Origin of the sequence: Alkalispirochaeta alkalica DSM 8900, assembly GCF_000373545.1 — a bacterium.
Lineage (GTDB): Bacteria > Spirochaetota > Spirochaetia > DSM-27196 > Alkalispirochaetaceae > Alkalispirochaeta > Alkalispirochaeta alkalica.
Window position 1 is genome coordinate 68,027 of the sequence record NZ_KB891758.1, and the last position, 18,473, is coordinate 86,499.

The following is an 18,473-nucleotide window of genomic DNA, read 5'->3' on the forward strand; positions in this document are numbered from 1 at the left end:
GGGTGTTTTGGTCTACTTTCCCACGCAGAACTGCTGAAAAACCGCGTCGAGGATATCTGCCGAGGTGACCTCTCCGGTGATCTCCCCCAGGGCGTGGATCGCCTCCTGCACGTCCAGGCTCAGCACATCCACGGGCATCTCTTCCTGGATCCCCCGCTCGACCTCGAAAAGCGCCTGGGCGGCCCGTTCCAGCAGGTCCCGCTGGCGGAGAGAATCGATCACGGGGCTCCCCTCCCGGTACCGCCCTTCCGGAGTCACCTGGCGCCGGACTTCCTCCAGAAGGGCCTCGATTCCCTGGAGCGTCCGGGCGCTCACGGGGAAAAATCCCTCGGGAGCGGGCAGACAGGCCCCATCGTCGGCCTTGTTCCACACCGGAACACAGGGAGGCCCCTCCCCCGTCGCTGCCCGGGCGAGGCGCTCCGTCTCCTCCCCCGTGACCCCCCGGGTGCCATCCACGAGGTACAGAACCAGGTCGGCAGATTCCAGAAGCTGGCCGGTACGGCGAATTCCCTCACCCTCGAGGATCTCCCGGGTCTCGCGCAGCCCCGCCGTGTCGAAGATTCGCAGGGGGATCCCCCCCAGATCGAGGGAGCTCTCGATATAATCCCGGGTTGTACCGGGGATGTCGCTCACAATCGCCCGGTCTTCCTTCAGGAGGGCGTTAAAGAGAGAGGACTTTCCGGCGTTTGTCTTTCCCGCCAGGGCGATGGTCACTCCCTCCTGGTAGAGTTTTCCCGCGCTGTAGGAGGCCGCCAGCTGGAGCAACCCCTCCCGAAGTCGAGCCACTTCTTCCCGGTCCAGGGGGATCTGACCGGTCTCCTCCTCGGGATAGTCCAGTTGCAGGGCGATCCCCGCCATCACCCCCACGAGGCGATCCTTGAAACGGTTCACCTCGGCCTCGACGCTCCCGCCCAGACGTCCCAGGGCAAGTCCGTGACCCCGGGCGGTGCGGGACGAGACGATCTCCTGAACCGCTTCAGCCCGGGTAAGATCGACCTTGCCCGCCAGAAAGGCCCGGAGCGTGAACTCTCCCGGCTCGGCCCGGCGGAACCCGCTGCGAAAGAGCAGCGCCAGGATTTCCTGAACCCCGGGAACACTGCCGTGACAGAAAAGTTCCACCGCCTCTTCTCCGGTATAACTGCGGGGAGCGCGAAAGATACCCAGCATGAGATCATCGAGAAGGCGCCCCGATTGGGGGTCGCGCAGCTGGGCCCGGCGGATCCGGCCCCCGGGGCACCGGGCAAGCGACTCGGGCCTGTCCGTGAGGGCCGCCACGGCGGCGACGCAACCGGGACCGGAGGTACGAATCACGGCCAGGGCCGAGGACCCCAGCGGTGTAGCCAGGGCAGCGATCAGATCGTTTTCCTGAGAGATGATGTTGCTGTTCACGGGGCCATTCTCCCCCAGAAGGAGATATTACGGAAGCCCCGGGGTGCTCTCAGGGGAGCTGGGGAGCCAGCTGCCGCGCAGCGCGCCTCCCGGCAGAGAGGAAGGCCGAGCGGATCGTGTTCCGCGCGTCCCGCCCCGAGACACGCTCTTCCAGGTGCACCCGGGCCAGCTCCCGGTCTCTTCGCATATCGTAGGCCGTCACCTCCAGAGAAATAACCACCGTAACCCCCTCGCTCTCGTCAAAGCGGAGGATCGAGGCCGTTCCCAGGACGATCCGCTCCGCCGAGGAGAGAATCTCGAAGGGCAGGAGATCATAGAGATCGGCGATGGTGACTTCCGGCATATCCGAAAGGGCCCGGACCGTGGAGGAGGGGAGGTCGGTGGAAACGAGGGTGAACCCCTCTTCCTGAAACTGCTGGGTCGCTCCCCGGGCAGATTCCCGGGAGGGCATGGGCAGGCCCGCGATATCCCGATCGATCATGATGATCGCCGTGGGTATTTCGGCGGCTCCCGAATCAACCCGCAGGCGCACCTCGGCGGTGAGACGCGCTTCCAGAGCCTGAAGCAGGGTACGTTCGGGATGCTCCCCCTCGGGATCCTCCCCCACCTCCTCGTGCCAGCGTTGCAGGGCCACGTCCACCGCTTCGGGGCGAAAGAGGACGGTGGTCGTCCCCGCCAGGGAGGGCTCGGGTATCCTGAAGGAACCAACTCCGGAACTCCCCGTATCGACCGATGCCCGCTGCCGTGAGACCCGTCCGTCCAGGGGGGGCTCCCGGAGAAGCACCGCCAGGGGAACCCCGGGCAGATCTTTTCCCAGGTTCTGATCGGAGAGCCGCACCAGCAGGGGTTGCTCCAGTGGCCTGCCCAGGGCGGTGCGCACCTCACCGGGCGTCGCCGTCATGGTCAGCCGGGCCGCTGCCGCGAGGGCCCGCTCGAGCCGAACCATCCGCTCCTCCCGGGATGGGGGGACGGGACCTTTCANGAGCGCCTCCACCAGCTCCAGGGCATCCTGCTCGCGGGAAGGNTCCTCATCGTCTGCCTTCCGGCGCTCCTGATCCGGGTCACCCCCCGGGTCNGCCTCCTGCANGGCGAGGCGGTTGGCGATGCGGTCCAGATCGGANCGGATGTCCTCTTCCTGGTACAGCAAAAGNAGAAATCGCTCGTGNCTTCCGTCGGCCCGGATCGCCCGGAACGAGTCCTGCCGGAGCAGNTGGTGGCGCCGCTCCCGGGAGAGCAGCAGGAGCACCTCCCCCTCCCGATCGGTGAGCCCCCGCGCCCGGGGGTCAAAACGGGCCACAAGAATCTGGAGGATCTGGTCCTCGATATCCCGATATACGGCCTGGGTGGCGGCGCCCCGGGTCTCCCCCGCGCCGTAGCCCACCAGAAAAACCCCTTCATCGCTGGCAGCAGGGGGACGTTGCACCCAAACCGGCAAATCCGAGGGGTCCTGCACCGTGGTGGCACACCCCCAGAAGATCCCCGCCAGGGCCAGACCCAGAACAACCCGAAACTCTCGTCTTCCCATCATCGCTCCGTTCTCTCGTTGCACACGTTCCATCCATCATCCCTGCGTCCCGGGATTCTTCCAGTGTACCACCCCGGAGGGAGAGAATCAGCTTTTTTCGGGAACCTCCTCCTTCCAGAGCCTGACCAGGTGAAGGATCGTCTCCGTGGCCCTTCGCAGGGCAGAGAGGGGAATCCACTCGTAGCGGCCGTGAAAGTTGAACCCTCCCGCAAAGATATTGGGCGTGGGAATCCCCATCTCGGTGAGACGTGCTCCGTCGGTACCGCCCCGGATCGGTTCAAGAACCGGCTCGATCCCCGTGGCACGAACGGCCCGCCCCAGGACATCCATGATGAACGGGTAACGGGAGATGGTATCGTACATGTTCAGATACTGCTGCGTGGCCTGAACCGTCACCCGCGCCCGGGGATAGGCCATCTCCAGGGTTTTACCCAGCTCCTTCAGATAGGCCACGCGCCGTTCAACCTGGGCCTGGTCAAAATCCCGGACGATCAACTCGATCTCGGCCCGGCCGTAGTCACCCCGAACCTCCACGGGGCAATAGAACCCATCGCGCCCCTCGGTTGCCTCGGGGCTCTCGGCCTGGGGGATCGCCGCCAGATAGCGCCCCGCCAGGGCCACGGCGTTGACCATCCGGTTCTTGGCGCTCCCCGGGTGGATCACGTACCCCTCGATCTCTACCGTGACCTGCCAGGCCGAAAAACACTCGGCCTCGATGCTCCCCTGGCGGCCTCCATCCAGGGTGAAGCCGAAGCGTGCCGTGATCCAATCCAGGGGAATTTTATCGACGCCCCGGCCGATCTCTTCGTCGGGCGTAAAGATCACCTCGATCACACCGTGCTCGATCTCGGGGTGATCCTGGAGGAACCTGAGGGCGCTCATGATCTCGGCCACACCGGCCTTGTCATCGGCNCCCAGNAGGGTGGACCCGTCGGTGGTTATCACCGTATCACCCACGTAATCGAGCAGATCCGGGTATTCGGCGGGGTCCAGACGGTATCCATGCCCCAGATCGAGGGGGGAACCGTCGTAGGATTCCCAGAGCCGGGGCGAGACGCCCTCCCCCGAGAGGTCCGGGGCGGTATCGAGGTGCGCCAGCAAGAGCAGGGGTGGCGCCGTTACCCCCGGGGAGGCCGGAAGACGGGCCGTGACGTAGCAATACTCGGTGACGGACACCTGGGGTATCCCCATCTCCTCCAGTTCCCGGGCCAGGAGGCGGGCCAGGTCGAACTGCCGCTCCGTGGAGGGCGTGGAGGTGCCGTGACGGTCGCTGGTGGTATGNACGCGAACGTACCGGAGNAACCGCTCCCGTACATCGGCGGTGATCAGATCATGATATTGTGCAAGATTCATGCCCCATGATAGACGGGTTTGATACTCTCCGGCAAGTTTCCGTATATTGTAGCCATGATAATTCCCCCATACCCCGATCTTGCTCCCCTGGGCCTCGGCCAGCGTGATGCCCTGCACCCGCGCCTGGCACTTCTTCCCGAGGGGATATCGGAGTTCACCTTTGCCGGCCTCTATCTNTTCCGGAATACCTACAACTACCAGATCTCGACCCTNCCCGACGATCACCTGCTGATAGCGGGAGAACGGGAGGGACACCCCTTTTGCATGCTTCCCTGCGGAATCCCCCGCGACCCGGAACTTCTCCGGGAATTGCTGGAGCGGTTCCGGTATATCAAGGGCCTGGGTGAACCCCAGGCTGACTCGGCCTGGGTAAGGCTGGAGCAGGAGGGGTATACCATCCAGGAGGACCGGGACAACTTCGACTATCTTTACCTCAGGACCGACCTGGCCGAGCTTCCCGGCAAGCGGTACCACAAGAAGCGAAACCACGTGAACGCCTTCATCAACAACTATCTCTACGACGAACGCCCCCTGACAGGGGAAAACCGGGACGACGCCCTGGCCGTCCTGGAGCGCTGGCAGGAAACCCGGGAAGACCAAACCGACTACGCGGCAGCCCGGGAAGCGCTGGAACGGTTCCAGGAACTCGATCTGCGGGGCTATCTGGTCTATGTGGATAACGAACCGGCGGCCTGGACCCTGGGCGAACCGCTCATGCGGGGCACGAGCTTCGTGGTTCACTTCGAGAAAGCCCTCGATCAGTACCGGGGGATCTACCAGTTCATTAACAAGGCCTTCGCCACGATCCTCCCGCGCCACTACACCTGGATCAACCGCGAGCAGGATCTGGGGGACCCGGGGTTGCGGCAGGCCAAGATGACCTACCGGCCCTGGGGGTTTGTCAAAAAGTACCGCGTCACCGCCGGTGGGGAGGTGAGCCGTGGCTGAAGAACGGGTATCCATCTCGGACCTTCTCCTGCCCGGCCCGGACGATGCCGGCTCGGCCCCCCACGACCAGGGAGCCCCCGACCTCTACGGCTTCACCCTGCATCTCAAGGACGCGCCGGGGCTCTTCAGCTATATCAGCGGGGTTCTGGGAGCCCGGGGGTTCAATATCCTGGAAGGAGAGATCACCACAACCGGGGGCTTCGCCCGGGATACCTTCCGGGGTGCCCTCTCCCGGGAAACCCTGGAAGAGGCCGGGGGCTTTGCCCCCTGGCTGGAAGAGACCCGGCGCGATCTGGAAACCCTCCTGGCTCCTCTCTACGGCCCCTCGCCCGATCCCGCCAGCGTCCGCGATGCCGTGGCCGAACGGGTAGCGCAGGCCCACCGGGAGCAGACCGNGGAACAGGACCGGCAGGAACCGCTCCTGCCAATCGAGATAGAGATCACCGACGACGATGAGACCACCCGGATCTCCGTGGAGTCCCAGGACACCTCGTTTTTCCTCTACTCCCTGGCCAGCGCCCTGGCACTCCAGGACCTCCTGATTCGCAACGTCCAGATCGAGACCCGGGATCACCTGATCAGGGACGTCTTCTGGGTCACCACCCGCTCGGGCACAGCCGTGACACGCCAGGAAGATCTCCGGCGGCTGCGGCTCTCGATCCTGGTGACCAAGCAGTTTTCCCACGCCCTCCACAGCGCGGCCGATCCCCAGGAGGCCTTTCTCCGCTTCGAGGAGCTGGTCCGCCAGGTGGCGCTCGAGGATGAGGGCGACCGGTTCCGGGATCTTCTGGCGAANCCCGGGGCGCAGCGGAAACTGGCCCGGCTTCTGGGGGCGAGCGANTTTCTCTGGGAAGATTTTATCCGCCTCCAGTACGAAAACATCCTCCCCCTCCTCCAGGTGTCCCGGGAAAACAGNCCCCTGAGTACTCCCGGAGAGCAGCTGGCCCCGGCGCTGGAANCGGCCCTGGAAGCGGCCTCATCGCCCCGGGAGGAGAAGCGGATTCTGAACCGCTTCAAGGATCAGGAGGCGTTCCTGATCGACGCCGACCATATTCTGCAAAAGAACACGGANTTCTTTTTCCTGAGCCACCGCCTCACCAGGCTGGCCGAGGTGGTGGTCGATCAGGCCTACCGGCTGAGCTGGAAATACCTGACCCACCGCTACGGAACGCCCCGGACCGCAGCGGGGCTACCCGCTCATTTCGCCGTCTTCGGGCTGGGCAAGATGGGAGGAAGCGCCCTGGGCTACGCCTCGGACATCGAACTCATGACCCTCTACAGCGANCGGGGAGAGACCGACGGCCCCCAGGTGATCAGCAACACCGAGTTTTTCGAGAACCTCGTCCAGGGTGCCCTGGGGCTGATCGAGGCGAAGCGGGAGGGAATCTTCCGGATAGATCTCCGGTTGCGTCCCTACGGCGAGGACGGCCCCCGGGCGGTCCACATCGAGACCTTTATCGAGTACTTCGGCCCTGCGGGGAAGGCCCACAGCGCCGAACGGCTTGCCCTGATCAGGCTGCGGCCCGTGGCGGGGGACCCCGAACTGGGGCGCCGCGTCACGGCGATCCGGGATCAGCTGGTCTACGAGACCGATTCGATCTCCACCGCCGAGATCAGGGAACTCCGGCTCCGCCAGGCCCGGGAGAAGGCCGGCGACGGCCGNCTGAACGCCAAGCTCAGCCCCGGGGCGCTGGTGGATCTGGAGTACAACGTTCAGCTTCTGCAGGTCTCGCGGGGCAGGACAAACCGGGCGCTGCGAAACCCCGGAATCCACGCCACCCTGCGGGGTCTCTCCCAGGAGGGGACCCTGGACCCGGAAGAGACCGAGGCGATGATCCGCTCCTACCGCTTCTTCCGGACCCTTATCAATGGCCTGCGCATGCTGCGGGGGAACGCCCGGGACCTCTTCCTTCCCCGCTATAACACCCCGGAGTTCATCCACCTGGCCCGCAGGATGGGCTACAGCGATACCGAGGAGATCGGGAGCGCCGATCAGCTCCGGATCGATTTCCAGGTAGANACCGCCGCGATCCGCAGCTTCGTGGAGCGCCACCTGGGGGAAGAGGCCCTCCCCGAGGCCGCCCGGGGCAACCCGGCCGACCTGGTCCTCTCCGAAGCGGTGAGCGAGGAAAGAAGCGCCGAACTCCTCACCGAGGCGGGGTTCCGGAATCCCGCCCGGGCGATCGCCAACATACGCCGCATCGCCCGCTCCCCGGCGGAGCGGGACACCTTCGCCCGCCTCCTGGTCCTGGCCTGGGATTACCTCGCGGGCTCGAGCGACCCCGACATGGCCCTGAACAACTGGGAACGCTTCACCGAGGAGGTGAGCGACCGCCCCAAGTTCTTCTCCCAGCTCCTCTCCCAGCCCCGGCGCATGGAGATCATGCTTCGCATCTTCGCCGGGAGCCAGTTCCTCTCGGACACCCTCATCCGAAACCCCCTCTTTCTGGAATGGATCAGCGATCCCCGGATCGTCACAACACCCCGCGATCAGGCCCGGATGGAAGCGGAGCTGCGCCAGAGTCTCGCCGGGGAAACGGACCGGCTCGGCCGCCTCGGTGCACTGCGAAAGTTCCGCAAGCGGGAGATCCTGCGGATCGGAACCCGCGATATCTGTCTGGGAGGGGACTTCCAGGAGATCATCCGGGAACTGAGCGCCCTGGCCAGGGCCGTTGTGGAGGCAACCCTCGGGGAGGTTCTGCGCCACCACCCCCGGGGGGAGGCGCCCCCGGGACAGTGTACCATTCTGGCCTTCGGGAAACTGGGTGGCCGGGAGCTCAACTACAGCTCCGATATCGACCTGCTGGCAATCTACGAACCTCCCCGGGAAGCACCTCTCCAGGGAAGCGACCAGAAAAGCGGTTGGGGGGGCAGCCAGCCACCCGGCCAGAGGGCGGAACAGTTCTGGAGCGAGGTCTTCCGGCAGGTCGTGCGGGATATCTCGGATTTCACCGTGGACGGCCAGNCCTACCGGGTAGACCTGCGGCTTCGTCCCTGGGGACCGGAAGGCCCCCTGGTCTCGAGCCTGGAGCAGATCCTGGAATACTACAAAACCGGGGCGGAGCTCTGGGAACTGCAGGCGGCAATAAAACTCGCCCCCATAGCGGGGGACCCCGATCCGGGGATGACCTTCCTGGAAAGACTCCGGCCGATCCTCACCCGTCGCCTCCAGCGGGCGGGTGAGAAGGAGATCCTGGCCACGGTGCGGCGTCTGCGGAAACGGGCCGTGAACCAGTACGCCACCGACCCGGCATCGCGGGACGTGAAAAACGGCGAGGGTGGAATCAGGGACATCGAGTTCCTCCTCCAGGCACTTCAGATGCTCCACCACCACCGATACCCCGGCGTGATGACCGGCAATACCCTGGAGGGGCTCTCCTGCCTGGAGGAGGCGGGGCTCCTGGAACCGCACCAGGCGGCGCAGCTCAGGGAGGACTACCGGTTCCTGCGGCGGATCGAGCACTTCCTCCAGGCCTACGAGGACCGGCAGCTCCACACGCTGCCGGCGGAACCCCGGGCCCGGGAAAAGCTCGCCCGCATCGTCCTGGAACCTCCCCCGGCAGACCGGACGGGCCCCGACCGGACCGAAGAGCTCCCCACGTCGGAGCTCCTGTCGGCGCGCCTGCAGGAGACGCTCCAGCGAGTCCGGGCCGAGTACGACCGGATCCTTACCGGATCTGCTCCATCAGATTGACCATCTCGATCAGCCCCAGGGCGGCGTCCCACCCCTTGTTGCCGGCCTTCGTCCCGGCCCGTTCCAGGGCCTGTTCGATCGTATCGGTGGTGAGGACCCCGAAGGTNACGGGGATCCCCGTGGCGAGGCTCACCGAGGCGATTCCCTTGCTCACCTCGGCCGAGACGTAGTCAAAATGGGGGGTGGCGCCGCGGATCACCGCACCCAGGCAGATCAGGCCCTGGAAAGAGCCGCTCCGGGCCATCTTCTGGGCCACCAGAGGGATCTCCCAGGCTCCCGGAACCTTGGCCAGGGTGACCGAAGCGGGGTCGGCACCGTGACGCGTCAGACAATCCAGAGCTCCCTCGACTAGCCGGTCCGTGATAAAGGAGTTGAACCGGGCAGACACCAGCCCTACACGCAAGCCCTCGGCAGAGAGCGTTCCTTCCAGCACAGGATATTCCATTACTCGTCCTTTCCCAGGTGTCCCATCTCCTCGAACTTTGTCCTCAGATAGGCCTGGTTGTGTTTTGTTTGCCCCGTCAGGAGGGGAATCCGTTCGGTAACCTCAATTCCACCGGCCCTCAGGGCCGCCTGTTTCTCGGGATTGTTCGTCAGAAGTCGAACCCGCCCGTACCCTCCCTGGCGCAGGACCGCAGCGGCGGCTCCGAACCGCCGGAGATCGGCCTGATGGCCCAGGGCGAGATTCGCCTCGATTGTGTCGAGTCCCTGATCCTGGAGGGTGTAGGCCCGAATCTTCTCGAAGAGGCCGATCCCGCGCCCCTCCTGGCGCAGGTAGACCAGGGCGCCCCCCTGGCGGGCGATCTGTCCCAGGGCGTTCTGGAGCTGGGGGCCGCAGTCGCAGCGGTGGCTGTGGAGGGCCTCTCCGGTGAGGCATTCCGAATGGACCCTCACCAGGGGGGGATCGCCCGAGGGTTCCTCACCCGGGTGCTCCAGCAGAAGGACCTCGGGGGTGGCGGGGTCGGCCGTTCTGAAGGCGCGCACCCGAAAGTCGCCAAAATCGGTGGGCAGCAGCGCCTGCGACGAGGGCTCCAGAGCTATGTCCCCCAAGGCATCGCGGTAGGCGATCAGGTCGGCCACGGAGATCAGGGGGAGGTCGAACCGCCGGGAGAGGGCTTCCAGGTCCGGCCCCCGGGCCATGGTTCCGTCGTCGTTCAGGACCTCACAGATCACCCCGCTGGGGACAAGACCGGCCAGCCTCGCCAGATCGACCGCTGCCTCGGTGTGGCCGGGCCGTACCAGGACNCCACCCTCACGCGCCACCAGGGGAAANACGTGACCGGGCCTGCGCAGATCGCCGGGGGTTGTGCCGGGATCGATCACGGCGGCGATCGTCCGGGCCCGGTCCGCTGCGGAGATGCCCGTGGTGACTCCCTGGCGGGCGTCGACGCTCACCGTGAAGGCCGTGGAGAGTCCATCGGTGTTTACCGGAGCCATGGGCCCCAGCTCCAGNCGAGCTGCGATCGCTTCGGTCAGGGGCTGGCAGATCAGACCCCGGCCGTGGACCGCCATGAAGGCGATCAGGTCCTCCGTGGCGTGTTCGGCGGCGCAGACCAGATCCCCCTCGTTCTCCCGATCCTCGTTGTCCCGGACCAGGATCATTCCTCCCGTCCGAATGACGTCGATCGCCCGGGCCACCTTTTCCAGTCCGGGGGACCGGTCCTGTTCTGCNGATNTCCTCCCTGTGGATCTCCTGTCGACCGATGTCCTGTCTGCGGATGTCCTGTCTGCGGATATCCTGCCTGTCACCGTATCTATAGTTGTATCCGAGGCTGCCCTCTCCGTGGTTGTCGTCATTTCTGTATCCTCCCCTGGAATGTTCCCTGTGCACGTCTGTGGTGCCCGGGTTGCGCTCATTCTCTGGCCTTCCCTGACCGTCACGGACCGAAGCCCCAGGCCGCGAGACGATCCCGGGAGATCCCCCCCGGGGAGCCCCCTCCCAGGAGGCGCTCCACGTAGCGGCCGATGATATCCACCTCGATATTTACCAGATCGCCCGCCCGGCGGTCGCCAAGAACCGTCGTTTCCCGGGTCAGGGGTATCAGATTGACCGTAAGACTCTCCTGATCGAGCCCGGCGATGGTGAGACTCACGCCGTCGATGGTGACAGACCCCTCCCGAACGCAATACCGCAGCAGATCCGGCGCAAGGCCCGCCCGCAGGAAGCCGTTGGGACCGTTGACGCGGGATTCCAGGACCCGGGCCGTACCATCCACGTGGCCCTGAACGAGGTGTCCCCCCAGCCGCGACGAGAGCGAAAGCGCCCGTTCCAGGTTAACCCGGTGACCGGGACCGAGCGTTCCCAGGGTTGTCTTGTCCAGCGAGACCTTGAGGGTCTCCACGGTGAAGGTATCCCCCTCGAGGTCGGTCACGGTCTGGCAAACCCCGTTGACGGCGATGGAATCACCCCGGGCCATCCCCTGGAGCACGGCAGAGGCCCGCACCTGAAGACGCTGGTAATCGCCCCGACGCACCACCTGGCAAACCCGGCCTGTTTCTTCGACAAGTCCCGTGAACATCAGCCCCCTCCTGCCCGCGACGCCGCCGCGATCTCCCCGGCCCAGCCCCGGCGATACCCGTCGAAGCACTGCTGATCCCCGATCGAACGCCACCGCACCGCCTCAAAGGCCACGGCCCCATCAATCTCGAGAATCCCCAGATCGCCCACAGCTTCCCGGCCCGCGCCCAGCACAAGAGGAGCCACGTAGGCCGTGAACCGGTCATAGAGACCGGCCCGAAGGAAGGAGGTGATCACCTGCCCTCCCCCCTCGACCAGAATCGAGGATATTCCCTGGTTCCCCAGGTTGAGGAGCAGATCCTCCAGGTCCAGGCCCCGGTGAGGGTCCTCCCGGCAGGCCAGCACCGTGACGCCCCTCTTCCGCAGGGCCTGGACCGACGGNGCGGGCGCTCCTGCGGAGNCGCAGAGCAGGAGGTCCCCGGCGCGATGGGTCACGAGAGCGCTCTCTCCCGAGAGGCGGGCCTGGCTGTCCAGAACGATGGCCCGGGGCTGCCCCCGGGGTGGCAGCGGTGCATCCCGGACAGTGAGAAGAGGATCGTCCCGTTCGGCGGTCTTTCGNCCCACCAGCACGGCATCGCAGGATCCCCGCAATCGGTGAACCTCGGCGCGGGCTCTTTCATCGGTGATCCACCGGGAGTCCCCCCGGGCGGTGGCCAGACGGCCGTCGAGCGAGATGGCGCACTTGAGGTGGATAAAGGGCCGTCCCAGGGCCATGGTGGTATTGAAGGCCCGGTTGTGGCGAAAGAAGGGAGCGGGATCGTCGGCGCAATCCACGATGATGCCGGCCTCGCGAAGACGGCCGATCCCCCGTCCGCGCACGGCCGGGTTCGGGTCCTGCTGCCCCACTACAACGCGGGAGATTCCGGCGGCGATAATCGCCTCTACGCAGGGGGGCTGATGTTTTCCCGNCCCCCCNTGCGAACANGGTTCCAGATTACAGTAGAGCACCCCTCCCCGCGCGGCTGAACCGGCCCGGGCCAGGGCCTCGGCCTCGGCGTGGGCCTCGCCGTAGCGGCGGTGGAAGCCTGTCGCGATAACCTCTCCGGCCTGAACAATGACAGCGCCGACCTGGGGGTTTGGTTCAACCCGGCCAGCGCCACCCTGTGCGAGCTCGAGAGTCTGGACAAGCCTCCGATCATCCTGATCGTCAAGCATGGTCACCTCCCGGCTCGGGGCGCATCTGTGGAAGCCGCACAAAAAAACCCCGGNTGTTCCCAAGGGAACAACCGGGGCGTATTGCACGACGGGAGACGGTCCCCCCTGCACCAACGAGCGCAAGAACNCACCCGCAGAAGAGCAGACAGAACACGCGGTTTTCTCCCCTCCGGACTATACCGTCGGTACCGGAATTTCACCGGTTCAGCGCCACCGGGAACCCCCGGGAAGCACTCGCGGACTATAACCGCCGGTCGGGAATTGCCGACATAAGCCGACGCACCCTGCCCCGAAAACCGGGGTCAAGGTAACCCGGGGAGCCCCTCCCGGTCAAGTCACAGGGACCGAACCGGGCAGGATTTTCACCGATCAATCGTAGAGCAGACCCTTGATATCAGCGTCGTTCATGTTCTCGTGGGTGTAGAACCGGGCCCCCGTGTCGACATCGGAGACGCTCATACCCTTGTACGCTGCGTGAGCCAGGGTCACCGCCTGGTAGCCGATCGAGAAGGGATCCTGCGTAACAGAACCCAGGAAGAACCTGTTTGCCACGGCGTCCTTCTGGGCGCGCCCGGCATCGAACCCGATGGCAATCAGGCCGGGGTACACTACGGGCAGGTCGGCACCGTCGTCGGTGGCCGAGAGGAGCCCCCGAACCGTTCCCTCGTTGCTCATGAAGATACCCCGAATGTTCTGGTCGCTCACCCGGTTCAACACCGCCTGGGCAGCCGAGGTGGTATCCTGGGCGGAACCCGATGCGGGAACAACCATCTCGATGATCAGCTTCTCACCCGTGGTGGGGTTGTGACTGTCCACAAAGGCGGGGTTTCCCGTGACGCGAATGTCGGACTTNGCCAGGGGAGACCGGCTCGCCACGACGTCCACCAGGGTATCGCGGAATCCCCGTCCCCGGCTCAGGAGCGATTCACCGCGGGCATCCTGGTTCAGAACCACGATCCGCACGGGGCGCGCTGCCGTCGCTGCGGCGATCTCATCGGCCAGCGCTTCGTACATCTTTTCGGCAGCCAGACCGGCAGCGGCAAAGTTATCGGTAGAGGCGTTGGCGTAGATAACCCCCGCGGGAGCCTCGGGCACACCCGAGTCAAAACCGATCACGGGGATGTTCTGGGCCCCCAGGGACTCCAGCTGATCCAGTACCGAGGCGGTATCGAGAGCGGCCAGAGCGATCGCAACGGGACCGCGGGCGATGGCGCTGTTGAGCATCTCTACCTGAATCTGGACATCACTCTCCGAAGGAGGTCCTTCGAAGGTCATCTCGACTCCCAGCTCCTCGGCGGCCGTGGCTGCTCCCAGGCGAACCTGCTGCCAGAAATCGTGTTGCTCGCCCTTGGANACCACCGCGATATACGGTACCTGCTCTCTTTCTCGTCCACCCCCGGCAAAAACAGGCAGAACCGTTACGAACGCCAGCACCAGGGCAATCGCTGCACAATACCCTCTTGAACCCTTCATACACCAACCTCCTATGCATCTTTCTCCGGGCACCCCGTGGCCCCGGTCTTCTTCTGTATCGAAACCGGTCTGGACCAGAAACCTGGTTGTATCAGAACCGGTCCGGATCCCGGCTGACNGGAGGGCTACTCCCGTTCCTTTCTGACCATCGCCCGGAACTCCCGCTCTGCAGCCCTCTCCTCGGCCTCGATCCGGGCCGCCTGGGCTTTCTCCTCGCGGCGCATACGGCGGTAGGTCTCCTTCATCTCCCGCTGGAGTGCCTGGATCTCTTCCCGCCCCGCCTGGCGCCCCCCGGGCCCATCGCCTTCGGAAGAATCGTTCCCCGAGGACGAGAGAGCTTCTCTGGCCTGATCGATCTTCCGTTGCATGTCGGCCCGGTAGAGATCGGCCGGGGTAAGAACCTTCACCTCCGAGGTTTTTTTGGTCCGGTAGATATCGAGAAGCACCGCCGCGATCACCACAATTCCCGTGAAGAAGGTCTGGTAATGGGCCTGCAGGTTCATGGCGGGCAGTCCGCTGCGAAGCACGGCCATGATGAAAACACCGATCAGCGTGCCGAAAACGGACCCCACACCACCCGAGAGCGACGTTCCCCCGATAACCGCCCCGGCGATAGCAAAGAGTTCGAACCCCTGNCCCTGGGCTGGCATGACCGTGGTATACACCGCAGCGAAGGAAATACCGCTGATACCGGCGGCGATACCGCTCACGATATAGGCTGACATCTCCCAGCGATCGACCTTGACCCCCGACAGGCGGGCTGCTTCCTTGTTGCTCCCGATGGCGAAGATGTAACGCCCCATCTTGGTGCGGGTAAGGATAATATGAAAGATGATCGTCACCCCNAAGAGAACCAGGGCCCCCGTGGGTATCGCTACACGATCGGGAGAGATGTACTTGAAGATATTCCGGAACCACCCCGAGGGATCGGACCGGGGAGGAAAGGCCGCGCTCCGCACGTTGGAGACGATCGAGCCGATTCCCATGGAGACCATCATCATTCCCAAAGTCGCGATAAAGGGAGGCAGCTTCAGCTTTGCCACCATCAGCCCGTTGATCACCCCGAAGAGGGTGGCCACTGCCATGATCAGTACCAGCGAGGGCCCCATGGCCCAGCCCCAGGTACGGAAGGCCGTGCCCCCCACAATTGCCGCNCACATGGCCACGGTCCCCACGGAGAGGTCGATCCCCCCCGTGATGATCACGAAGGTGACGCCCAGGGCGAGAAACCCTATGTAATAGGAGGCGTCAAAAATATTGACCAGTGTGTTATAGGAAAAGAAGTTCCGTCCGAAAAACCCGAAAAAGAGATAAATCAATACCAGCGCCAGGGGCGCCAGCAATTTCTGCAACCCCTTGTCACGAAGGGCACGCCACTGTCTTCTGTCCAACCCTGTTCCTGCCATCCTGTCTACTCCTGGTTTCTCATGGTAGCGAGTTTCATGATCNATTCCTGGCTGGCCTCGGAAATATCCAGCTCTCCCGTGATTCGCCCTTCGCACATCACCACAATCCGATCGCTCATACGGAGCACCTCGGGCAACTCCGACGAGATCATGATGATCGACTTGCCCTGCTCTGCCAGCTCGTTCATCAGCGCGTAGATCTCGCTTTTGGCACCCACGTCGATTCCCCGGGTGGGTTCGTCAAAGATGAGAATATCGCTGTTCCGGATCANCCACTTGGCGATAACNACTTTCTGCTGGTTCCCCCCCGAGAGGTTCCGGATGATCTGGTCGATCGAAGGGGTCTTGACCCGAAGTTTCGCGATATAGGTCTCGGTTTCGGCGGCGACCTTCCCGGAGTGAATGAAAAAGTGCTTTTGGAACCGCTCCAGNGCAGCCATGACGGCGTTCTCCCGAACACTCAGGTTCAGGGCCAGACCAAAGCGCTTCCGGTCCTCCGAGAGGTACCCCAGCCCGTGGGCCACGGCATCGGCGGGAGTCTTGATCCAGACAGGCCGCCCCTTGATCTCGATCATGCCGCTCTGGATCGGGTCGGCCCCGAAGATCGCCCGGGCCGTCTCGGTGCGCCCCGCCCCCATGAGCCCGGCGAANCCGAGGATTTCCCCCCGGCGGAGGACGAAACTTACGTCCTTCACCATACGGCCCGCCTTGAGATTATCCACCTTGAGCACCACGGGAGCGTCGGCGGGGACGGAGCTCTGCTCCTTGGGGGTCTCGTAGATAACGCGCCCCACCATCATGTTGATGATTTCGTCGGTGGAGACCTCTCGGGTGACCCGGGTCCCCACGTACTCGCCATCGCGCATCACCGTGACCCGGTCGGTGATCTCACCGATCTCGTCCATGCGGTGGGAGATATAGATCATCCCCACGCCCTGGCCGGCCAGCCCCCGCATGATCGTAAAGAGCTCCCCGATCTCGGTACTGGTGAGTGCCGCTGTGGGTTCATCGAGAATGAGAACCCGCAGGTCGTGGGAGACGGCCTTGGCGATCTCCACCATCTGCTGCTTCCCCACGGTGAGCGTTCCCAGGGGAACCGTGGGATCAATCTCCATATTCAGGCGTGCAAAGAGTGCAGCGGCCCGCCTGTTTTGCTCACCCTCGTCCAGGAGGACCCCTCCCGCACGGGTCGATTCCCGGCCGATAAAGATATTCTGGGCCACCGTGAGGTGATCCATCATGTTCAGTTCCTGATGGATGATGCCTATTCCCGTTTCCAGGGCGTATTTTGGATCGCGGGGATTAAAGAGTTTTCCCCGGTAGGAAATCTCCCCGGCGTCCTTTTTGACGATCCCCGTGAGGGCCTTCACCAGGGTGGACTTGCCGGCACCGTTTTCACCCACCAGGGCGTGGATCTCTCCCCGGCGCAAGGAGAAGTCCACTCCCTTCAGGGCCCGGACGCCCGTGAAGGTCTTCTCGATTCCCTTGAGGGAGAGAATCTCTCCCTTCGTCTCAGCTTCTCCCATGTAGATCCTCTTCTTCGTATCCCTTCCGCCGTCGGGCCGCCCCCCGAGGCATCTTCCGAGATTGTGTACCCGGAAATCCGCCAGCGCAATGCGCGATATGCGCAGTTTCTATGCCGTTTTACGAAATGCCGGAACGCTCCCTGATATACATGGTCCCGGCTGGGAGGATGCCATCAGCCCCCTCCCTTATTTCAGGGTACCACAGGGAAGCCATTTGTCAACTAATTATTTTACATATTTACCATGAAAGCGTTTTGGCATATACCAAAAAGGAGAAGCCAATTATCGCAGAGAGAGTTCCCTTTTGCGCCCCTGCAGGGCGTTTCATGATATAGTTCATGCCAATGAAGAGGATCGCCCTGGGACTGGCCCTTTCAGACTACTACGACCACGGGATCGCCCGGGGTATCGTCCGGTACGCCAGGATGAAACCGGGGTGGCAGCTCTTTGGCCACGGCTGGATGTTCTCGCCGCTGGAGGATCTCACCAGCTGGCGCGGAGACGGGGTGATCACCCGGATCGAATCGCTCCGGGAGATCGAGGTGATGAAAAACCTGCCCTGTCCGGTGATCGATGTGGCCAACGGGTCCCGCACGGAGGGAATTCACCGCGTCTACAACAACGATATCGCCACGGGCCGGATCGCGGGAACCCACTTTATCGGGAACGGCTTCCGCTCCTTTGCCTATTGCGGGATCAGCGACGGCCAGTGGTCCCGGGAACGGCGCCAGGGTTTTCTGGAAACGATCTCTGCCATAGCCGATGCTCCCGATGTACCCCGCTTCGAACGCCCCCTGGAGTGGTGGCTCAAGGAACCGTACAGCTTCGAACTGGCCCTCTTTCTGGCCAGGCTGCCCAAACCCACGGGGCTCTTTGCCTGCAACGACAAGGCGGGGCTCCGCGTGAGCATCACCTGCGCATCCCAGGGGATCGCCGTCCCCGAGGATATCGCAATTCTGGGCGTGGATAACGAGGAGATTCCCTGCGAGCTGGCGAATCCCTCCATGTCATCCATAGAGTTGCAGCTCGAACGGATCGGNTATTCGGCGGCCAGGGTCCTGGACAGGCTCATCTCGCCGGGGTCGTCTCCGGCCCGGGAGGGGGACACGGATATCACGATTGACCCCTTTCAGGTCATCGAACGGCGCTCCACGGCGCTTTACGCCAGCGAGGATCCGCTGGTGGGAGAGGTCTTCCGCGTTATCCGGTCCGATCAGGGGCACACCCGCTCGGTCTCGGAGATCGCCANCGAGCTTGCCGTGGGGCGACGAACCATGGAGAAGCACTTCCGCGAGGAGACGGGAAGGACCGTTCACGGGGCGATTGTGGAGCAGCGGGTCCGGGTGGCGGCGCATCTGCTCAAGACAACGCAACTCAAGACCGAGGCCGTGGCCAGGGAGGCGGGGTTCGGCTCCATGCAGCGCTTCTTTGCCCACTTCCGGCACCACCTGGGGGTCACGCCCCACCAGTACCGGTCACGGTAACC

Annotated in this window: 13 protein-coding genes and 1 riboswitch; of the genes, 3 read left to right on the forward strand and 10 right to left on the reverse strand. The window is 64.2% G+C overall.

The genetic code is table 11. The annotated features are described in order from the left end of the window. Positions 1-12: 12 nt before the first annotated feature. The 3 genes from mnmE to pepT all read right to left on the reverse strand — a co-directional run bounded on the left by mnmE (position 13) and on the right by pepT (position 4,267). Positions 13-1,389, reverse strand: coding sequence for a tRNA uridine-5-carboxymethylaminomethyl(34) synthesis GTPase MnmE (mnmE, locus tag B071_RS0113285; RefSeq protein ID WP_018527558.1), 1,377 nt, complete (start codon positions 1,387-1,389; stop codon positions 13-15). 49 nt (positions 1,390-1,438) lie between these two features. After that, a complete protein-coding gene (locus B071_RS20670) occupies positions 1,439-2,947 on the reverse strand; it encodes a hypothetical protein (RefSeq protein ID WP_018527559.1) in 1,509 nt (502 codons plus the stop codon). A gap of 54 nt (positions 2,948-3,001) precedes the next feature. Further along, positions 3,002-4,267: a peptidase T gene (pepT, locus tag B071_RS0113295; RefSeq protein WP_018527560.1), complete on the reverse strand. Its 1,266-nt coding sequence runs from the start codon at positions 4,265-4,267 to the stop codon at positions 3,002-3,004. Between the two features lie 54 nt (positions 4,268-4,321). Here pepT and B071_RS0113300 point away from each other — a divergent pair, with 54 nt between their 5' ends. Beyond that, positions 4,322-5,215, forward strand: coding sequence for a DUF2156 domain-containing protein (locus B071_RS0113300; RefSeq protein WP_051075318.1), 894 nt, complete (start codon positions 4,322-4,324; stop codon positions 5,213-5,215). A 748-nt stretch (positions 5,216-5,963) separates the two neighbouring features. Next, the gene (locus B071_RS17735) at positions 5,964-8,909 is read left to right on the forward strand and encodes a [protein-PII] uridylyltransferase family protein (RefSeq protein WP_438829724.1); all 2,946 of its coding nucleotides are present in this window, start codon (positions 5,964-5,966) and stop codon (positions 8,907-8,909) included. On the opposite strand, the gene ribH is transcribed toward B071_RS17735, so the two are convergent. The 7 genes from ribH to B071_RS0113340 form a co-directional block, all read right to left on the reverse strand. Next, positions 8,884-9,354 (reverse strand): 6,7-dimethyl-8-ribityllumazine synthase, encoded by a 471-nt coding sequence (ribH, locus tag B071_RS0113310; protein ID WP_018527563.1) that lies wholly within the window; start codon positions 9,352-9,354, stop codon positions 8,884-8,886. The genes B071_RS17735 and ribH overlap by 26 nt on opposite strands. After that, positions 9,354-10,766, reverse strand: coding sequence for a 3,4-dihydroxy-2-butanone-4-phosphate synthase (gene ribB / locus B071_RS0113315; RefSeq protein ID WP_438829713.1), 1,413 nt, complete (start codon positions 10,764-10,766; stop codon positions 9,354-9,356). Before ribB ends, ribH begins: the two co-directional genes overlap by 1 nt. 20 nt (positions 10,767-10,786) lie before the next feature. After that, positions 10,787-11,428, reverse strand: coding sequence for a riboflavin synthase (locus B071_RS0113320; RefSeq protein ID WP_018527565.1), 642 nt, complete (start codon positions 11,426-11,428; stop codon positions 10,787-10,789). Then, positions 11,428-12,582 (reverse strand): bifunctional diaminohydroxyphosphoribosylaminopyrimidine deaminase/5-amino-6-(5-phosphoribosylamino)uracil reductase RibD, encoded by a 1,155-nt coding sequence (gene ribD, locus B071_RS17740; protein WP_018527566.1) that lies wholly within the window; start codon positions 12,580-12,582, stop codon positions 11,428-11,430. The genes B071_RS0113320 and ribD overlap by 1 nt, the downstream gene beginning before the upstream one ends. Positions 12,583-12,735: 153 nt before the next feature. Continuing rightward, a riboswitch (FMN riboswitch) is annotated at positions 12,736-12,883 on the reverse strand. 68 nt (positions 12,884-12,951) lie between these two features. Further along, on the reverse strand, positions 12,952-14,055 hold the full coding sequence (locus tag B071_RS0113330) for an ABC transporter substrate-binding protein (protein WP_018527567.1): 1,104 nt from the start codon (positions 14,053-14,055) through the stop codon (positions 12,952-12,954). 125 nt (positions 14,056-14,180) lie between these two features. Next, positions 14,181-15,461, reverse strand: a complete 1,281-nt coding sequence (locus tag B071_RS17745; protein WP_051075315.1) for an ABC transporter permease — start codon at positions 15,459-15,461, stop codon at positions 14,181-14,183. 5 nt (positions 15,462-15,466) lie between these two features. Then, positions 15,467-16,987 (reverse strand): sugar ABC transporter ATP-binding protein, encoded by a 1,521-nt coding sequence (locus tag B071_RS0113340; RefSeq protein ID WP_018527569.1) that lies wholly within the window; start codon positions 16,985-16,987, stop codon positions 15,467-15,469. 545 nt (positions 16,988-17,532) lie between these two features. Between B071_RS0113340 and B071_RS0113345 the strand changes: the two genes are divergently transcribed. Next, a complete protein-coding gene (locus B071_RS0113345; protein WP_438829725.1) occupies positions 17,533-18,471 on the forward strand; it encodes a substrate-binding domain-containing protein in 939 nt (312 codons plus the stop codon). Positions 18,472-18,473 lie beyond the last annotated feature (2 nt).

Excerpts from the sequence above, each read along its gene's own strand:
- B071_RS0113320 (WP_018527565.1), bottom strand. The coding sequence starts at position 11,428 with ATGTTCACGGGACTTGTCGAAGAAACAGGCCGGGTTTGCCAGGTGGTG.